The organism is Flavobacterium sp. PLA-1-15, assembly GCF_049060005.1.
Taxonomy (GTDB): Bacteria; Bacteroidota; Bacteroidia; order Flavobacteriales; family Flavobacteriaceae; genus Flavobacterium.
Genome location: NZ_JBMGQS010000001.1, coordinates 1 through 19,840 on the forward strand (window position 1 = coordinate 1; position 19,840 = coordinate 19,840).

At 38.9% G+C, this 19,840-nt stretch carries 12 protein-coding genes; 7 read left to right on the forward strand and 5 right to left on the reverse strand.

Annotated elements, in window-relative coordinates; genetic code table 11:
* The first annotated feature begins 75 nt into the window (after window positions 1-75).
* The 5 genes from ACI6PS_RS00005 (at window position 76) to ACI6PS_RS00025 (ending at window position 7,792) form a co-directional block, all read left to right on the forward strand.
* Window positions 76-2,103 carry a hypothetical protein gene (locus ACI6PS_RS00005; protein WP_421010483.1) on the forward strand — a complete coding sequence of 676 codons (2,028 nt, stop codon included), beginning with the start codon at window positions 76-78 and terminating at the stop codon, window positions 2,101-2,103.
* A 172-nt stretch (window positions 2,104-2,275) separates the two neighbouring features.
* Window positions 2,276-3,412, forward strand: a complete 1,137-nt coding sequence (locus ACI6PS_RS00010) for an alpha/beta hydrolase (protein WP_421010484.1) — start codon at window positions 2,276-2,278, stop codon at window positions 3,410-3,412.
* On the forward strand, window positions 3,413-4,843 hold the full coding sequence (locus ACI6PS_RS00015) for a leucyl aminopeptidase family protein (protein ID WP_421010485.1): 1,431 nt from the start codon (window positions 3,413-3,415) through the stop codon (window positions 4,841-4,843).
* 3 nt (window positions 4,844-4,846) lie between these two features.
* A complete protein-coding gene (locus ACI6PS_RS00020; RefSeq protein WP_421010486.1) occupies window positions 4,847-6,064 on the forward strand; it encodes an ATP-grasp domain-containing protein in 1,218 nt (405 codons plus the stop codon).
* A gap of 75 nt (window positions 6,065-6,139) precedes the next feature.
* On the forward strand, window positions 6,140-7,792 hold the full coding sequence (locus ACI6PS_RS00025; protein WP_421010487.1) for a tetratricopeptide repeat protein: 1,653 nt from the start codon (window positions 6,140-6,142) through the stop codon (window positions 7,790-7,792).
* Between the two features lie 10 nt (window positions 7,793-7,802).
* On the opposite strand, the gene ACI6PS_RS00030 is transcribed toward ACI6PS_RS00025, so the two are convergent.
* Together ACI6PS_RS00030 and ACI6PS_RS00035 are read right to left on the reverse strand one after the other, a co-directional pair.
* Window positions 7,803-8,459, reverse strand: coding sequence for an ATP-binding cassette domain-containing protein (locus ACI6PS_RS00030; protein ID WP_421010488.1), 657 nt, complete (start codon window positions 8,457-8,459; stop codon window positions 7,803-7,805).
* A 333-nt stretch (window positions 8,460-8,792) separates the two neighbouring features.
* Complete coding sequence (locus ACI6PS_RS00035; protein WP_421010489.1) at window positions 8,793-10,430, reverse strand: NADP-dependent glyceraldehyde-3-phosphate dehydrogenase; 1,638 nt, start codon at window positions 10,428-10,430, stop codon at window positions 8,793-8,795.
* A 211-nt stretch (window positions 10,431-10,641) separates the two neighbouring features.
* On the opposite strand from ACI6PS_RS00035, the gene ACI6PS_RS00040 reads away from it, so the two are divergent.
* Window positions 10,642-11,433: a Ku protein gene (locus ACI6PS_RS00040; protein WP_421010490.1), complete on the forward strand. Its 792-nt coding sequence runs from the start codon at window positions 10,642-10,644 to the stop codon at window positions 11,431-11,433.
* A gap of 12 nt (window positions 11,434-11,445) precedes the next feature.
* Complete coding sequence (ligD, locus tag ACI6PS_RS00045; protein WP_421010491.1) at window positions 11,446-14,043, forward strand: DNA ligase D; 2,598 nt, start codon at window positions 11,446-11,448, stop codon at window positions 14,041-14,043.
* Between the two features lie 952 nt (window positions 14,044-14,995).
* Here ligD and ACI6PS_RS00050 read toward each other — a convergent pair.
* From ACI6PS_RS00050 to ACI6PS_RS00060, 3 genes are all read right to left on the reverse strand, one after another.
* Entirely contained in the window at window positions 14,996-15,748 is a 753-nt protein-coding gene (locus tag ACI6PS_RS00050) for a glycoside hydrolase family 16 protein (protein ID WP_421010492.1), read from the reverse strand.
* Between the two features lie 72 nt (window positions 15,749-15,820).
* A complete protein-coding gene (gene bglX, locus ACI6PS_RS00055; RefSeq protein ID WP_421010493.1) occupies window positions 15,821-18,121 on the reverse strand; it encodes a beta-glucosidase BglX in 2,301 nt (766 codons plus the stop codon).
* A gap of 78 nt (window positions 18,122-18,199) precedes the next feature.
* Window positions 18,200-19,840, reverse strand: coding sequence for a glycoside hydrolase family 16 protein (locus tag ACI6PS_RS00060; protein WP_421010494.1), 1,641 nt, complete (start codon window positions 19,838-19,840; stop codon window positions 18,200-18,202).

Genomic DNA, 19,840 nt, shown 5'->3' on the forward strand with positions numbered 1-19,840 from the left:
GAGTGCCTACGTTACAGGACAAGTTATGAATGTTGACGGAGGGATGTTGACGTAATATTAGATTAAAACAAAAAAATGACATCAATCACCATACTATTAATCTTACTTTCAGTACTAATAGCAGGAGGTTTGTCGTTTTACCAATATTTTTACAAAGCCAAAAGCAAGTCAAAAGTAACTTTGCTTTTGGCTTTTTTGCGTTTCATCTCGATTTTCGGAATTTTATTGTTGTTGATCAATCCAAAAATCACCAAGAACACTTACGAAACAGAAAAAACACCATTACCAATTGTAATGGACAATTCAAGTTCAATTGCGAATTTAAAAGCAAACGAAACAGCCTTGGAAGTTTACAAAAAGCTGACTTCAAACGCCGATTTACAGGAGAAATTCGATATCCAATCCTATCAATTTGACAATGATTTTGAACTTTCGGAACAATTCAATTTCAAAGGAAGCCAATCGAATTTTGAAGCAGTTGCAAAGAACCTAAAAAGTATCAACAAGAATAAAGGTTATCCTACGGTATTGATTTCGGATGGAAATCAAACCACAGGAAACGATTATGTGTATAGTTTTGATGCCAATAACAAAGTCTATCCTTTGATTTTGGGAGATACTACGACTTTCCTTGATTTGAAAATCAATCAGTTGAATGTCAATAAATATGCCTTCCATAAGAATAAATTTCCTGTAGAAGTATTTTTAAACTATTCAGGAACCAAAAGCATCACTGCCGATTTTAGTATTTCGCAAGGAAATTCAGTACTCAACAAACAAAGCGTTACGTTTTCGCCTTCAAAAAAATCAGCAGTGATTAATGTATTGCTTCCAGCGAATAATGTTGGTCTTCAGGTTTTCAAGGCCTCGATAACTTCAAAAGAGACGGAAAAAAATACGTACAATAATATCAAGAATTTTGCAGTAGAAGTAATCGACCAGAAGTCGGAAATTACAATAGTTTCAGCCATTAATCATCCCGATGTTGGTGCTTTGAAACGTTCGATAGAAACCAATCTGCAACGGAATGTAACCTTGGTCAAGCCAAAAGATATTCAATCGTTGCAAGATTATAACGTCTTGATTTTGTACCAACCAACAGCCGAATTCAAATCGATTTTTGAGACGAACAAAAATGTTGGCCTGAATACTTTTATCATAACCGGAAATAATACCGATTTCAATTTCCTTAACCAACAACAAAAGAGCCTGACGTTCAAGATGAGTTCGCAAACAGAAGATTATCTGTCAGAATTCGATTCGCAGTTCAATCTCTTTGCGATTGATAATATCGGTTTTGAAAACCTTCCACCTTTGCAAAATGCCTACGGAACAGTTGTGGCAAATGAGAATGTAAATGTGTTGCTTTCTTCTAGAATCCGAAATATTCAAACCAAAATGCCGTTGTTGGCTTTCGCCGAAAATCAAGGAAAACGAACTGCTTTTTTATTGGGAGAAAACATTTGGAAATGGCGTTTGCAAAGCCGAATCGACAGTGAATCATTCGAAAAATTTGATGTGTTTATCGATAAGACGATTCAATTTTTAGCTTCTAATAATTCAAAAAAATCATTGATTGTCAACCACGAAAGTTTTTATAATTCGGGTGATGCGATTGAAATTACGGCCCAATATTTCAACAAGAATTATGAGTTTGATGAAAAAGCACGTCTGACGATTTCATTAACCAATAAACAGACGAAACAAACCAAGAATTACGATTTGCTGAAGGGAAATAATTCGTATAAAGTCAATCTCGACGGACTTCCAGCCGGACAATATAATTTTACAGTAAAGGAATTGACATCGAAAAACACCTACAGCGGTTATTTCGAAATTCTGGATTTTGATATCGAACAGCAGTTTGTAAATCCAGATGTAGCCAAATTAAATCAATTGGCGACGCAAACCAGTGGCAAGACTTTTATGCCAAATCAATTGGATGCTCTAATCAAAAATCTTCTTGAAAATGAGGATTACAAAGCTATACAAAAGGAAATCACCAAGAAAATCCCTTTAATCGATAGTATTTTATTACTGATTTTGATTGCCGTTTCATTGGCTTCAGAATGGTTCATCAGAAAGTACAACGGAATGCTTTAAGTTGGATAATTTTCGAGTTTCGATAATCATAATACAATTTTAAGTAGAAAATTCAAGGCTTTTCTTCAAAATCCTTAATTCTAATTTTTTCTGCTAAAACTTTCTTTTATTTCAATAATCAAAAAGCTATATTTACTTTTCAATAAAGATAATTATAGTTTTTTTGCATTTTATGAATTCCACCGATACTGTTTTGAACGAGATAGAAAACGACATAACCGAACCACAATTAAATATCATACTTACGACCGATGAAGACGATTTCAGACCCGTTTATATTTCTGGAAATTTCAACGAATGGCGGACTCAGGACAAGGAATACAGGATGGAAAAGATAGGAGAGGGCTTGTACCACTTCAAGTTTCCTTATGATTTTGATTATCCGAATGAGTTGCTTTACAAATTTACCAAAGGCGATTGGAGCGAGGTGGAAATTGATAAATACGGCAACAGGACCGAAAACCGTTCCTGCAAGCAAAATTCAGGCGTGCGAAAAGAACACGTAGCAAAATGGAGGAAGAATTGGCTTCCGTTCAAGCCGGATTTTTTGCCACAAGTAAAATTGATTTCTGAGGAATTTGAAATTCCGCAACTCAATAAAACCCGCAAGATTTGGGCATTGTTGCCCCATGATTACGACCTTTCAAGTGAAAGTTATCCGGTTTTATATTTGCAAGATGCACAAAATCTTTTTAATGAAAAAGCTGAATTTGGCAATTGGGAAATCGACAAGAAATTGGCCGTTATGGCCGAATACAAGATTGGGAAAATCATCGTAATCGCAATCGAACACGCCGAAAAAGACAGGATAAAAGAATACAATGTTGGGAAAACCGTTTTGGGTTCAGGACAAGGAAAGCAATACATTCGCTTTGTAACCGATACTTTGAAACCTTTTGTGGATGCAAATTTCAGGACAAAGCCACAGCGGGAATTTACTGGAATCGGAGGAAGCTCAATGGGCGGATTGGTGAGTATTTTCAGTGGATTGATGTATCCGGAAGTATATGGAAAACTGATGATTTTTTCGCCTTCTCTTTGGGTGGTTCCAAAGATGAACATCAACAATGATTTTGACGATGAAGACCAGGACACCAAGATTTATTTGTATGCCGGAGGCGACGAAAGCGCCACAATGATTGAACACGTCAAGCAATTCAAGAAAAAGATGCTCAATAGCGAATTTGCTTCAGATAAAATGAAGATAAAATTAAGCATCAATAGCGAAGGAAAGCACACTGAAAGTTACTGGAGTGATGAATTTCCAAAGGCAATAGAATGGTTATTTTTTAATACTAAAGACAATTAAATGCAGACAAAAAACATTAAAGATTTAGAAAAATATTCAGGAACTATCTTGATTCCGGTTTTTGAAACCAATGCGAAAAGCCTTGTGCCAATTGAATTTCACGGTGTATCGGTAGCTTCAAAAGTGTTCTACGGAAAAAAAGACACCCATTATTTGGTTGAAAAATACGATTGTACCCACGTTTTCATCGGTCTTGGAAAAGAGCTTGATTATAAATCCTTAAAAATAATTTTCAGGCGAATTGCTTCCAAGCATAAAGATGTTTTTGGAAAAGAAGTCGTTTTGGCTTTGCCCGAACAATTTACAAATGAACAGGTTGAAGCAAGTATTTCAGGCTTGATGCTTGGAACATACAGCTTGGGGCATTTCAAAAAGAAGGAAACACATCCATTTTTAGCGGAAGGTTTTGAATTAGGTTTATCTTCAAAAAAAGATTTTACGGAAACTGCCCAAAAAGCGATTAAAATTGCAAAAGCACAATTGGAAACATATAATTTGGTCGATTTACCACCAAATTTAGTTACTCCAAAATATTTAGCAGATTGGGCCACTGAAAACGGAAATCAATTTGGATTTAAAGTAGAAGTTCTTGGAGCAGAAGCCTGTAAAGAGAAAGGCCTCGAAGCTTTTCTATCGGTAGGAAAGGGAAGCGACAAGGAGCCACAGTTCATCATCATGGAATATGTTCCTGAAAAAACCGATGCCAAAACAAAGCACGTAGGTTTTGTTGGAAAAGGAATTACTTTCGACACGGGTGGTTTGAACATCAAAACCGCTGGAATGGTGCACATGAAATGCGATATGGCGGGTGGTGGAGCTGTTTTCGGAGCAATGCGATTGATTGCTGACTTGAAATTGCCTGTAAAAGTTAGTGCAATTGTTCCTTGTTGCGAGAATTCAGTCGATAGCAAATCGTTTTTGCCAAGCGATGTCATCAAAAGTTACCATGGTTCTTCAATCGAAATCATTGATACAGATGCCGAAGGAAGATTGATTCTTGCCGATGGATTGTCGTATCTTATCAAAAATTATAAACCCGAAATTATTGTGGATATTGCAACTTTAACAGGAAGCAGTGTGGCGACTTTTGGATATGAATGTGGTGCTTTGTTCACCAACAACAATGACATTTCTCAAAAACTGCAACAATCTGGCGATGCAATCGGTGAGCGTTTGTGGCAGTTGCCACTTTGGGACAGTTACAAATCAGATATTGAAAGCGAGATTGCCGATGTGCGAAACTACAGCGGAAAACCGATTGCGGGAGCCATCAGTGCCGCCAAATTTTTAGAATATTTTACCGACGAACATAAAGCCTGGGCACATTTGGATGTCGCAGGAGTAGCTTTTGGGGACGACGAGTTTGCAAAGACCAAGCATGCAACCGCCTATGGGGTTCATTTACTAACTAAATTTATTGAAAATCTTTAAGCTATGGAAAATTCTACTAAAACATTCGTTTGCGTTTCAAACTATTTCAAGGGAGCTGATTTTTTAATCAATTTAAAAAAGCTCGGAAATACGGTCTTTTTGGTGACTTCGGAAAAATTGCGCGGTAAACCTTGGCCTCACGAACATATCGATGAGATATTTTATATGGAAGGACAAGATACCGACTGGAATCTGGAGCATTTGTTGCTGGGTGTCGGAAATCTGATGAAAAACCATAAGATTGATGCCATCGTAGCTTTGGATGATTTTGATGTTGAAAAAGCGACTTACTTGCGTGAAAATCTTCGCATTGACGGAATGGGACAAACAACGGGTCGTTATTTCCGTGATAAATTGGCTATGAGAATGCGTGCCAAGAGTTTTGGGATTCCAATTCCTGCCTTTGCACCACTTTTCAACGACCATGAAATCAATAATTTTGCCGATACGGTTTCACCTCCGTGGGTTTTGAAACCTCGCTCAGAAGCTTCTGCATCCGGGATTATCAAAGTGCACGACAAGGAAAGTTTGTGGATCCACATCAACGAAATGGGCAATAACCGCTTCAAATATTTAGTAGAACAATTCAAACCCGGCGATGTCTATCATTGTGATGGATTGAATTTGGAAGGAAAAGTGTTGTTCAGCATCACCTCACGCTATTTGGCAACACCAATGGAGATTTCGCAAGGCGGAGGCATTTTCAGAAGTGCCAATATCGAATACAATTCTGCCGATGACAAAGCCATCAAAAAGCAAAATGAAGCTGTTATGAAAGCTTTCGGAATGAAACACGGAGCCACTCATACAGAGTTTATAAAATGTAAGGAAGATGGAAAAATCTATTTCTTGGAAACTTCTTCAAGAGTAGGAGGAGCACATTTGGCCGAAATGGTCGAAGCCGCTTCGGGAATCAATCTTTGGAGAGAATGGGCTAAAATAGAAGATTCTTTGATCAGAGAAACCACTTATAAACTTCCAAAACCAAAGAAGAATTATGCAGGAATTGTACTGACCTTATCCAAATACGAAAATCCAGATTTGTCTTCGTTTTCAGATGAAGAGGTTTGCTTCAGGGTCCCTTTGGAATACCACGCAGGTTTGATTGTAAATTCTGATAAAAAAGAAAAAGTGTTGGAACTGTTGGACAATTATGCCGATCGATTGGTTCGTGATTTTGCCGCTGTAGCGAAACAGGAAAGTGTAAAGAATTTGCATTAAAAGTAAGTTATAAAGCATACAAATCATCTTCAAGTCAAGATTGTATTAAATAAATCTATGCATTAAATTTGTAAAATGACTCCAAGCAAAAATTTCTTTAAATCATTTTACATCCTCGCCTTTTTGGTGATGTCCTATTCGTGTTTTGCAACGGTGGACCCCAAAAAACATTGCGATTCGCTCATTAAGGAAGGTCTTCGTTTTTTATGGAAAAAGGACCATGTTAAATCATTGGAAGTTTTAACCGAAGCGAGGGCAATAGCCGAGAAAAATCTATGGTATGAACAGATGTTTTCCTCTATTCAAAATATAGGAGGAAACTATTATATGATGCTCGATTATGGCGAGGCACTTTCGTATTATCTTAAAAGCCACGAAATTGCCGTCAAGCATCTCGATCCGAGCTATGAGTTTGTCATCTTGAATAATATTGCCATCATTTATACCAGTGAGAAGAAATACGACAAATCCGAAAGTTATCTAAAGCAGGCGTTGGCATTGTCATTAAAACTTAAAGACTCTGTAAAAACAGGCTATAGTTATATCAATTTGGCGGAATTGGCCAATGATAGGAAAGAATTATCCCAAGCAAGAGTTTATTTGAAGCAATCTTTGGTATATCTTAAAAATGCCAAGGATGTTAGAGATTTTGCTTCTATAATTTTAGTAAAAAACGATTTGCTTTCGGGCTTTACGCAAAAGGCCAGAAAAGATGCGTTGCATTTACTCAGTACCATCAATAGCGAGCAATATCCGGAAAATGTTGTCCATCTTCATATCGTTATTGCAAAATCCTATTTTAAGGAGCATGATTTGGAGCAGGCTTTGGCTTATGCTTTTAAGGCTCTAGCCGATAAACCCAATCTCGAAATAAAGAAAGAAATCCTTCAACTGATGTCGGAAATTTATTTTGAGAAGAAAGATTTCAAGTTGGCAATTCAATACAAGGACTCGATAAATTCTACCGATAGCAAGTTGTATGAAATAAAAAACAATCAGCTTTTTAAGACCAATGAAGTTAAATTCCAGATACAGAATTATGAAAGAGAAATTGCGCAAAAGGACAGCAAAATCGTTTCCGAACGTAAGTTTTTTTACAGCATAGTTGTAATTGGAGTCATTGCAATCCTGTTTCTAATATTTGTGTTCAGGCAACAGCGCATCAAAAACAAACAGCTGAAAGTAATCGCACAGCACAATCAGGAAATTGTTGAATTGAAGCTTCAGAAAGAGATTGACGACAACCTTCTTTCCAAGCGTAAGGAAGAAATTGCATTGCTGGAGCAGGAGCGGTTGATGAAAGAAATTGAACTCAAGAACCAAAAGATATCTTCCAAGGCGCTGTATACTTCAGGAAGGGACGAGATTTTGGAGCAAATTTTGAATTCTCTTACTGATATTCCACAGCTTTCAGGGAATAAGTTGCTGATCAATCACATCAAGGCTCTTAAAAACCACATTAAGACCGATAACGATTGGGACGATTTTATCCTTCATTTTGAAGAAGTTAACCATGGTTTCCTAAAGAAATTAAAAGCAAAACATCCAGAGCTGACGCCAAATGACATCCGTTTTATAGCCTATGTATATATGGACCTGACTTCAAAAGAAATTGCTTCGATGCTAAATATTACTCTTGAAGCCTGCCGAAAAAGAAAGGAAAGGATTATTCAAAAACTAGGTCTTCCCGAAGATATTTCGCTCAATGCTTATTTGACAAGTATTTAAAAATGAAATACTACTTAAGATATTCGAATCGTTTCAAGTCTGCTTCGGATTGAATATTGAAAATACCCGCATCTTTGACTAGAAGATTTCGATTGGTTGTGTCTAATACATCATGGTAATAGTGGTCGGTAAGCAAAATCCCTTTGGTTTTCTGTAATTGAGATAGTAATTCCTTCAGCATTTCCTTTATTAATGGTTCAACCATAGAAAAAGGTTCGTCGAGCATCAGAAATTGATGATTTAATTTCCCAATAAGCAATATTTCTAAATACCGCAATTCTCCCATAGATAATTTTCCCACTAACGTATTTTCAAATTTAGCAACGCCGGGAGCATAAAATATTTTGTCTTGCTCATCATTCTGATAAAACAAAGGAATAGCTTCACGTACTTTTATGCCTTTCGGCAAAAATGGTTCTTGTGGCAGATAGGCTATTTTACCTGATGGAATTATATCTTTAGGCGGTATAATTTCAGAGTTGATTCTAATTTCAATATTATCGGCCTTTAATATTCCGAAAATCAACTTGAGTAAAGTAGATTTTCCAGAACCGTTCCTTCCAAAAACGCCCACAACTTCACCCGTTTCACATTTCAAGGAAACATTATTCAAGACCAATTTGCTTCGAAAAGATTTGCTAAGATTATTTATTTCAAGTGAATTCATTTTAGCAAAAGTAAAATTGGAACAGCAATAATGAGATTCACAATTAGAATCTTCAAAACCAACTTTTTCTTGGTGTAACCAAGATTGTAATAAAGGTAATATTCATAGTTTTTGAAATTTTTAAAGAACAGTAATCCTAACCCAATCCCGAACGAACAAAAAATAACGAGTGCCCAAGTTAAACTAAAAAATAACAGAAATACTAACGATGCAGGAATATTTATTACAGCAATATCTTTGTAAAACCTCCAAAACGCACTATCCATTTTTTAGAACAATTATCTCCACTTTCGGACTATTGATACGAATTTTAATAAGTTGCTCTTCATCCATTTAAAATATAAATTTAGTACTCAAGAAGTTTGATTTTCCAGAGTCGATAATTTCATTAACGAGCAGATTATTGCTGTCATTCATCTTAAAAGCCACCAAAGAACGGATTGAAAACGAGCGTATCGCATCCGTAACGGATAAAGTTCCTTCTGCGCTGTCTTTTCTTCCTGTAAAAGGTAAAACATCTGGACCACGTTGCGATTGGCTGTTGACGTTAACACGGCTCACAAGATTTACCAAAGGATCAATCATCCAAGCGACTTCATCAGAGTTGTTGCTAAAGATACTAACTTGTTGCCCGTGTGTAGAATTAATAAGGTATTGAATGGTTTCCTCCAAATCATCAAAAGGAACTATCGGAACAATGGGGCCAAATTGTTCTTCATAGTACAATTTCATATCTTTATTAACCGGATAAACTACGGCAGGGTAGAAGAAAGAAGCATTAGTTTTAGCACCATTATCATTAACCACTTTTGCACCGTATTTCTCTGCATCGGCGATACATTCGTTTAGATAATCAATTTTATAAGGCTCAGGTAAAGGTGTCAAGTTGACTCCTTCTTCCCAAGGTAAACCAAATTTCAATTCGGAAACGGCTTTGTTGAACTTCTCTATAAAAGCATCAGCAATAGATTTTTGAACAAATACTATTTTCAAAGCCGTACAGCGTTGTCCGTTAAAGGATAACGAGCCGGTTAAGGTTTCTTTAACCGCCAAATCCAAGTCGGCGTTTTGAGTAATGATAGAAGCGTTTTTGGCATCCAAACCTAAAACAGCACGAAGCTGGTTTACTTTTGGATGTTGTTTTTTGAGTTCATTAGCTACACGACTCGACCCGATTAAAGTCAAAACGTTTATTTTTCCAGATTGCATTAAGCCTGGTATGATCACATTTCCACGACCATAAATCACGTTAATAACACCTTTAGGGAAAGCTTCCTGAAAGGCTTGCTGCAATGGATAATGCAACAGGGTTCCAAATTTTGGTGGTTTGAAAAGAATGGTATTTCCCATGATTAATGCGGGAATAAGAGTAGTAAAGGTTTCGTTTAACGGATAATTAAATGGGCCCATACACAAGACAACTCCAAGAGGCGAACGACGCACCTGTGCCGCAATCCCTTCCACAATTTGAAATCCGGACGAATCCCGATCGATATCTTTTAAGGCATCGATGGTGGCATAAATATATTCAACAGTCCTATCAAATTCTTTAATCGAGTCACCATGAGATTTACCAATTTCCCACATGATCAGTTTTACAACGGCTTCTTTCTTAGCAATCATTTTCTTGGTAAAAAGCTCTACGTGTTTGATTCTTTCCGAAACAGGCATCGTAGGCCATTCGCCTCGACCATCATTATAGGCTTCAACAGCGGCGTCAAGGGATTCTTGGGCTTCTTTTTCTGTTCCAATAGGATAACTACCTATCAATTTTGGATGTAATCCTTCGGAAGTTTTGATATAAACGGGTGAGAAGACTTCATGAACTGGACCATTCCATTTTTTCATCTCGCCATTGCTGAGGTAGCGTTTTTGATGCAGTTCTTCTATGCGATGTTGTTGTGGGATTTGATCTTCTGCTATAAATAGGTGATTGAGTTTTTCCTCGAAAGTATTTTGGGTATTGCTCATAAAATATTCTTTTTAGTGGTTTTGGTGATGGGGCTCTAAACAAAGTTAATGAGTTTTTTAATTGTGTGATTTATAATCGACATAAGTTATTCTTAAAATTTAAATAATTATAGAATAGACAATTTTCAAGATTTATATTAAAATATTATTCCGAAATACTGTAATTAATTGCAAGAGAATAATTCTAATTTTCTATTTAAAATCAACTATTATGAAAGCATTATGGAGAGGCGGTATTAGTTTCGGACTCGTAAACATTCCAGTACGATTGTTCAGTGGATCCGTTACGCATCGTATCGATTTGGATATGATTCGTAAGAAGGATCAATGTGCGATTCAATTTGTACGTGTCTGCAAGAAGGATGGTAAAGAAGTGCCTTGGGAAGATATTGCAAAAGGATACCGAAAGGAAGACGGCGATTATGTGATTCTCGACAAGGAAGATTTTGCAAAAGCGATGCCCGAGAAAACCCAAACCATTGATATTTTCGAATTTGTCTTGGAAGATGAAATTCCATCGCAATATCTTGAAAAACCTTATATCGTTGAACCTGAAAAGGCAGCCGCAAAGACTTATGCCCTTTTGAGAGCGGCCTTAAAGAAGTCCGGTAAAGTGGGTTTGGCCAAATTTGTCTTGCGAAGCACTGAACATTTGGGCATTCTAAAAGTGGAAGACGATGCCATCCTCTTGATTCAAATCCGATTTGATCAGGATTTGAGGGATCCATCGGAAGCAAAAATTCCAACCAATATCAAGATTGAAAAGAAAGAGCTGGATATGGCGATGAACATCATCGACCAACTGACGGAGAAGTTCGAACCCGAAAAGTACAAAGATACCTATAAAGATGAACTGCTGAAACTCATCAAAAAGAAATCCAAAGAACCTAAAGGCAAAAAGCCTGCTACTAAGGAAACAACGGCAAAACCCAAAGCCTCTAAAACGGCTGCCGATGATTTGTTGGAACAATTAAAAGCAAGTTTGGAAGCAATTAAGAACTAATTCACACACATAATGGCACTTGAAAAATACAACGAGAAGCGCGATTTCAGCAAGACAAAAGAACCTAAAGGAGTCAAGAAAAGTTCCAAGGACAACTTACGCTTTGTAGTTCAAAAGCACGCCGCTTCCCGTTTGCATTATGATTTCCGTTTGGAAATTGATGGTGTTCTGGTAAGTTGGGCGGTTCCAAAAGGTCCTTCGTCCAATCCTTCGGATAGAAGATTGGCTGTGCAAACCGAAGACCATCCGATGGATTATATCGATTTTGAAGGTACGATTCCGAAAGGAGAATACGGTGGCGGAACCGTCATGGTTTGGGACATAGGTACCTATCATGCGGAAGGTTCTGATACTTTAGCCGAAGACAAACGTGTGTTAAGAAAACAGTTAAATGAAGGTTCTATAAAGGTTACGCTCGAAGGCAAAAAGCTGAAAGGTTCCTGGCATATTGTTCGGATGAAAGGTGAAAACCGTCAATGGCTCTTGATGAAGGCAAAGGACGATCATGCGAACCAGAAGGAATACGAACCCAATTCCGTTTTGTCGGGTTTGGATTTTAAAGGCATTGAAAAGACCGATGCGGTGTGGGGCGAAACCAAAAGGCCCGGCGACGACAAAACCATTTCCAAAAGAACGTCTTCAAAAACAACCGGAAATACTACCACGAAATCGAAAACCGAAACGACAACAACAGCATTTACGGCTTCCGATTTGGAAGATGCCGTCAAATTATCCAAATTTCCATACGATTGGCGACCACAATTGGCCACGCTTGCAGATGAAGCTTTTGATGATGAAGAGTGGATTTTCGAAACCAAATACGACGGTTATCGTGCATTGGCTCAGATTGAAGACGATGAAGTACAACTTATCTCCAGAAATGGCATCTCGTTCAATTCGAAATATCCAGCCATTGTGGAGGCATTGAAATCAATCAGCAAGGATATGATTTTAGATGGCGAAGTGGTCGTAGAAGACAGCAAGGGAAAGAGCAATTTTCAATGGTTGCAACATCTTGACGACTTTCCCGACAAGGGGAAATTAAAGTTTTATGTGTTTGATATCTTGTATTTTGCAGGGTTTGATTTGCGGCAGCTCGAATTGCTGCACCGTAAAAAGATACTCAAGGCGCTTCTTCCCAAACACAAAAACATTATCTATTCGGAACACAAGGAAGGCAAGGGGATAAAGTCTTTTGAAGAGGCAAAAAAGAAAGGTGGAGAAGGCATCATCGCTAAAAAAACCACCTCAAAATACCACCATGACAAGCGCACCAAAGACTGGCTGAAAATCAAAACCGACCAACAGCAGGAGATGGTCATTGGTGGTTTTACCGACCCTCAAGGGGGAAGGAAGGGACTAGGCGCTTTGCTTTGCGGTTATTATAAGGACGATGCATTTCACTATTCAGGAAAAGTAGGTACGGGTTTTACCGAAGTGATTTTGGAAGAGTTGCGAAAGAAACTCAACCGATTGGAACGCAAGACCCCAGCTTTTGTCAATCCCCCAAAAATGTCGGGAATCCATTGGGTCAAGCCCGAATTGGTGGCGCAAATCAAGTTTTCGGAATTTACTGAAACAGGGAGCATGCGCCATCCGGTGTATCTGGGTTTGCGTGAGGATAAGAAAGCAACGGAAGTAACCATCGAAAAAGCGAATGTTGAAGTCGAAGCCTCCACTAAAGGCAAAACAAAATCTACCCCTACAGCTTCAAAGCCTAGTGAAAAATCAGGAAGTGACAAGGTAGAATTTACCAATCTGGATAAGGCCTTTTGGCCTGATTTGAAAATTACAAAAGGCGATGTCATCAACTATTATGATGCCGTTGCCGATTATATCCTGCCGTATTTAAAGGACCGACCACAATCGCTTCGGCGAACTCCGGACGGCATCAAGAGCGAAGGTTTTTTCCAAAAGGATGTGGCGGGAAAGGTGCCAAAATGGATCAAGACCCGAAAGATAAAGTCAGATTCGAAGGAGGAACCTATTGAATATCTGCTGTGTCAGAACAAGGATACGTTGCTGTTTCTGGCCAATTGGGGGTGCATCGAGCTCAATCCGTGGAGCAGTAGGGTGGGTTCGCTCAATAATCCCGACTATATTATTTTTGACATCGACCCGAAGGATGCCCCGATGAAAAACGTAGTGTCCACGGCACTCAAGGTAAAAGAAATCCTCGACCTGCTCAAGGTTCCTGCTTACATCAAGACTTCGGGAGGCAATGGCCTGCACATCTTTATTCCGGTCAAGCCGAAATATACCTATAAGCAAACCCGAGAGTTCTCGCATTTGGTGAGCCAGATGGTACATCGGGATTTGCCCAAAATAACAAGTCTCGAACGCATGCCTGCCAAACGAAAAGGAAAGGTCTATCTGGATTTTCTGCAAAACGGCAAGGGAAAAACGATGGCGTGTATCTATTCCTTGCGTCCGAGGGAAGGCGCTACCATTAGTGTTCCGCTGGAGTGGAGCGAAGTAAACGGTCGCCTGAACCTCAAGAAATTCAACCTCAAAAGCATCACCAAACGCTTGAAGGACAAGGGCGATTTATGGAAGGATTTCTTTCAAGATGCGATTGATTTGAAGGAGGTTTTGAAGGGAATGGGGTAGATTTTTGTTTGAGGGAGAGATTCCTTCTTTTCAGATGATTTAAGTTTATTGGCTATCTTATATCTTATCTAAATCAAAATAGTGGTATAATTCTATAATGAGAAGAATGGTGAGAAATATAAATATCGTTGTATCGTTGAATTCTAGTAATTTAAAAACGATGTAAAAAGATAGAAAGGGATAAACAAAAACTAGAAAATCCAGTATTTTATTATTTTTTCTAGTTGCGTAATAATTTATAATTTTTTCCCATTTTTCGTTTCTTAAAAAATAAAAATAATTAAAGAGGAGTATAAGTGCTAGCGCTATATAAAACCAATTTAATTCTATAGTATTTGGCAGGAGATTGAGTACAAGAATAACGGAATAAATATTCACAAACTGTAATACTGATAAAAAAATTACTGCTGGAATTTCAGGGCTTAACTTATTTACTTTTTCAATAGGTTTATATATACTATAAAATATGTAGTTATAAAAATTCATGTCAATGATTTAAAGGTGTTATTGTTTATGAAAAGAACTGAATTTGCTCTCTTAACTTGTCAAATAACACCCGAATATACACAAAACATTTATTCCAACATCGTTACTAATGTAAAAAGCAAAAAAAAGCATCTTCAAAAAGAAAGTAGTTGTTTATCCGAAGGTTGAATAAATACTACAATTCATTTAAGAGAGATTTTGAAGAGAATGGGCATTTCTTCCAAATATCTGCATATTCATCTGGACATCTTTTAAATTGTGCATGACCATGTAGACAAAATGCGAACTCTCATTTTATGTTGGAAGTTTTTGACTTTTCTTAGTGTTTTTTTTAATCAACATTTTGAATAATAGGTAATTGTATGATGTTTACAGAACTGCCACCTATTTCTTGTAAAATAAAAAAGGCATAGAATATCGCTACTCTATGCCTCCTACGAAAATGAAAATTAACTAAACTCAAACTTTATTCGTACACTCTAATATAATCGATGATGAATTCTTGCGGAAAGATCTTGTCGTCTACCTCCGGACCTCCAAAGTTACCTCCGATGGCCATGTTTACTAGGATGTAGAACGGCTGATCGAACGGCCAAACTTCTTCGGTTCTGCTTTCTGGGTTGAAGGTATAGACCAATTTCCCATCTACAAAGAAATCCATTTTTTCTTTGGTCCAATCTACTGCAAAAACGTGGTAGCCTTCCTCGATGTCTTCAAATTTTGTCTTCTTTGTGTTGATGGTGTTACCGTGGCTGTCCTTTGTATGAAGCGACGTGAAGACCATATCGGGCTCACGACCTACGTATTCCAGAATGTCGATTTCGCCGCATTTTGGCCATCCCACTTTATCAATATTCGACCCTAGCATCCAGAACGCAGGCCAGATGCCGTGACCAACAGGCAGTTTTGCCTTGGCTTCGATACGGCCGTATTTGAATTCCTTTTTTGCCTTGGTGGTAATTCTTGTAGAGGAATACTTATCGCCTTCCTTTTTTGCGGTAATGACTAATTTTCCGTCTACCAATTTATGGTTGTCTTTGGTATAGAGTTGGCGTTCGGCATTTCCCCAACCGCAGTTTGGGCAACCGTCACCCAGTTCGATGTTCCAGACTTTTTCGTTTAGCGTTTTGCCATCAAAGTTTTCTTCCCAGACTAGTTTTCGCTTTTGTTGGGCGAAACTAAAATTGGTGATAATCAAAAGGACTAAAATTTTCTTCATTGTATTTTTTTTTTGCCACAGATTACACGGATTTAAAGGATTCTAATCTGTGGAAATCTGTGAAATTTGTGTTTAACCTTTGTATTCAAAATTTCCTTCCAGCTTTGCATCAGAGCTTCCTCCGATGAATACTTTAAAGTCTCCCGGTTCTGCTTCCCATTTGTTATTGGCAGTGTAGAACTCAATCAGTTTGCTGTCAATAGTGAAGGTTACGGTCTTTGTTTCATTTGCCTTGAGCGAAACCATCTCGAAACCTTTCAGTTCTTTCATTGGTCGGGTTACGCTTCCGATAAGGTCCTTCAAATACATTTGAACGACTTCTTTACCATCTACCTTGCTGGTGTTTTTCACGTTAACTGAAACGGTGATTTTTCCGTTAGATGAAAAAGAGGGACTGCTTACTTTCAAATCTGAATATTCAAATTTAGAATAGCTCAAACCGTATCCGAAAGGGTAGAGGGGTGTGTTTTCTTCGTCGGTATAATGCGACCAGAATACGCTATCTTCTCCGTTTTCTACCGGACGACCAGTAGTTTTTTGGTTGTAATAGATAGGCAACTGCCCAACGCTTCTTGGGAAGGTCATAGGCAATTTTCCACTTGGATTGTAATCGCCATACAGCACTTGCGCGATGGCGTTACCGCTTTCAGTACCTAATTGCCAAGCTTCCACAATTGCTGGGATGTTTGCGTCTGCCCACGGAAGTGCCAAAGGACGACCGTTGTTTAGAACCAAAACGATGTTTGGATTTGTTTGATAAACGGCTTCCAAAAGTTCCTGCTGTACACCCGGAAGATCGATGTTGGCACGGCTGCGTCCTTCTCCTGATTGGAAACCAACTTCACCCAATACCATTACGACTACATCGGCATTCTTGGCCGCTTGAATGGCTTTGTCGAATCCGCTTTTGTCGGTCGTGTTTATTTTTACTTCCAATCCAAATACGGGAGTTCCGTAATAGACATCGGCACCTTTTTCGTAGGTCAATTGGTTGCCTTTGTATTTTTGAAGCCCTTCCATTACCGATACGGCGCTACCGTCTTTGGAAGCACCTCTCCATCCGCCAAGCGGACTGCTTTTATCGTTTGCCAAGGCACCGATAACAGCGATTTTCTGTCCGGATTTCTTTAGCGGAAGCAAATCGTTCTGGTTCTTTAGCAATACTATTGATTTCTTTGCCATATCCAAGGCAGCTGTGTGCATGGCGGCATTGCCAAGGGTTGCTTTTTCTCTTTTTTCGTCGCAGAATTTATATGGATTGTCAAACAATCCCAACTCAAATTTCACTCTTAGGATTCTTCTTGCCGCATCGTCAATCACTTGTTGTTTTACTTTTCCTTCCTTGACTAAATTTGCCAGGTGCTCGATATATACATAGGATTCCATGTCCATATCAGAGCCTGCATTGGCAGCAATTTCGGCGGCGTGCTTATTGTCTTTGGCGTAACCGTGTGCAATCATTTCGCCCATAGAACCCCAATCGGATACCATGAAGCCTGTGAAATTCCATTCGCCCTTAAGCAAGTCCCTTTGCAGGTATTTGTTTCCCGTTGCTGGAATACCATCTACTTCATTGAAGGAGTTCATGAAGGTTCGGACTCCGGCATCCAAAGCCGCCTTGAAAGGAGGAATGAGGACATTGTGAAGGGTGTTTGTACTGACATCTACTGTATTGTAATCACGTCCCGCTTCGGCAAAGCCATAGCCTAGGAAATGTTTGGCGCAAGCCAGAATATTTTTTGAAGTTGAAAAATCACCCTGAAAACCTTGCACTCTTGCCACACCAATCTTGCTACCAAGAAAGGGATCTTCGCCGGCACCTTCCATCACACGTCCCCAACGGGCATCACGCGAGATGTCGAGCATAGGGGCAAAGGTCCAGTTTAGACCAACAGAGGAAGCTTCTTCGGCGGCCATTTCGGCTGATTTCTTGATGGCTTCCAAATCCCAACTGGCGGCTTCGGCTAGTGGAACTGGGCTTATGGTTTGGTACCCATGAATAACGTCATAACCGAAGATAAGCGGAATCCCGAGTCGGGTTTCCTCTACGGCAATTTTCTGCAAGGCTCTTACATCTTTTACGCCTACAACATTGAGCATAGAACCGACCCATCCTTTTTTGAGGTGCTCGTATTTTTGTGCAGCCTGTCCGTCTTTTGGCGCAGGACCTGTAACTTCCCAAAAACCATTGTATTGATTCATCTGGCCCACTTTTTCTTCCAAAGTCATGAGCTTTAAAATGGAATCCACTCTCTGTTCGACCGGATTGCGCTTTACAGTTGCTTTGGATTTCTTTTGTGCGGTGGATATGTTTGGACAAAATAAGGCAAGTGCCGTTACTGCAACGGACGTATATAGGAACCTTTTTTTCATTGTTTTGTTTAGTATTAATGGATTTCAAAAACAAGGAGGCTAGAAGACCAGCCTCCTCTTTTTGAACTGTTTTTGGTATTATTGGTATACTCTCACGTAATCAACTTCCATAGTTGATTGCATAAAGTTTGGATCAACTGGTCCTCCGAAACCGCCACCCATCGCTACGTTTAGGATGATGAAGAAATCATTGTTGAAAGGAGTTGTTCCGTTGTTGTTGAACGTATGGAACAAGGTATCGTCTACATAAAACTTGATTGTTGTAGCCGACCATACCACTGAATAATTATGGAATTCACTTGATACATTGCTAACCGTTGTTGATTGAGTTGGACCTCCACCACCTGAAAAGCCAGGGTAGTGTAGAGTTCCGTGGATGATACCTGGCTGGTAGCCTTTGTGTTCCATGATGTCGATTTCGCCACAACCAGGCCAGCTGATTTGTTCGAAATTAGAACCAAGCATCCAAAATGCCGGCCAAGTACCAACTCCTTCTGGGAGTTTGATACGCGCTTCTACTTTACCATAGGTGAAATTTTGTTTTCCTTGGGTTTTGATTCTTGCAGAAGTGTAAGGAGAACCGCTGAAGGTTTGTTTCTTAGCTGTGATTTTCAAGAAACCACCTTCTACTTTTACGTTTTCGGCGTTGTCACGGTAGTATTGTAACTCGCCATTACCCCATCCACCAGCACCAAGGTCATAGCCCCAGTTAGCAGGATTTGGAGCTCCCGGCACATCAAATTCATCTGCCCAAACCAGTTCATCGAATGATTCATCTGGACCACCGCCACCTTGAACCGGTTTTGTAGTAGTAAAGATGTGATACCAAGCTAGGGCTGGATCGTTACCCATTACAGCGCGAACAACCATACGGTTTTCTGTAATTTCCAGTATTTCATAGGTAGATTGACCAATATAGTAGCCCATAAATCCAGAATCTGAAAAAGTCATAGCAGTTTTACGGCTTTGCTCAGGAGTAAGGATAGATTCGGATGGACTCAAGAATACTGATTTTAATCCAGAAGTATTGAGAGGTAAACACAAATCGCTTGATCCAAAACTATGGAATGCGGCATTATAGAATGTGTTTCCTTGATTGTTTAGTTCAAATTTTAAATTACCATCTGCATCTAATGAAAATGTAAGCTCGTTATCATAGATACAAGCGGTTTCAGGATTTCCAGCTTTTTCAAATGGTTGAGCGCTATACCATATAGGCGATGCATTCTCTCCTGTATTATCGTTGTTAGGACCTACACCTAGATGCCCAACTTCGTTAGCAGCGAAATACCATTTTTTTGAACCTCCACCAGTTAAGAAATCAACGGCTTCTTGATCTTTAAAGTTACTAAAAACGTTGATATCAAAACTCATACTAGAGCTCACACCAGCAGTTCCTGTTGCTAGAACGGTAACAGTGTATGTTACCACACCTTCTTGTGTAAAGGTTTTATTGATTCTGCCGCTAGGAGAATTGATTTCTGTCCCGTCGCTAAAGATGTATTTAAAGTTGGTTGCATTTTTGGCTTTCGCTACAAAATCTACTTTACCAGAACCATCTCCGTCAGGAAATTCATCCGAAACTCCTAGGATTACCGCTTCGACTTCGATGCCACTTGGAGAATTGATGTCTCCAAATTTATTATCGTCCTCATGGCAACTTGAAAAAGCGAATAATACGGTGAGTACTATTGCTATATTCTTGATATATTTTTTCAT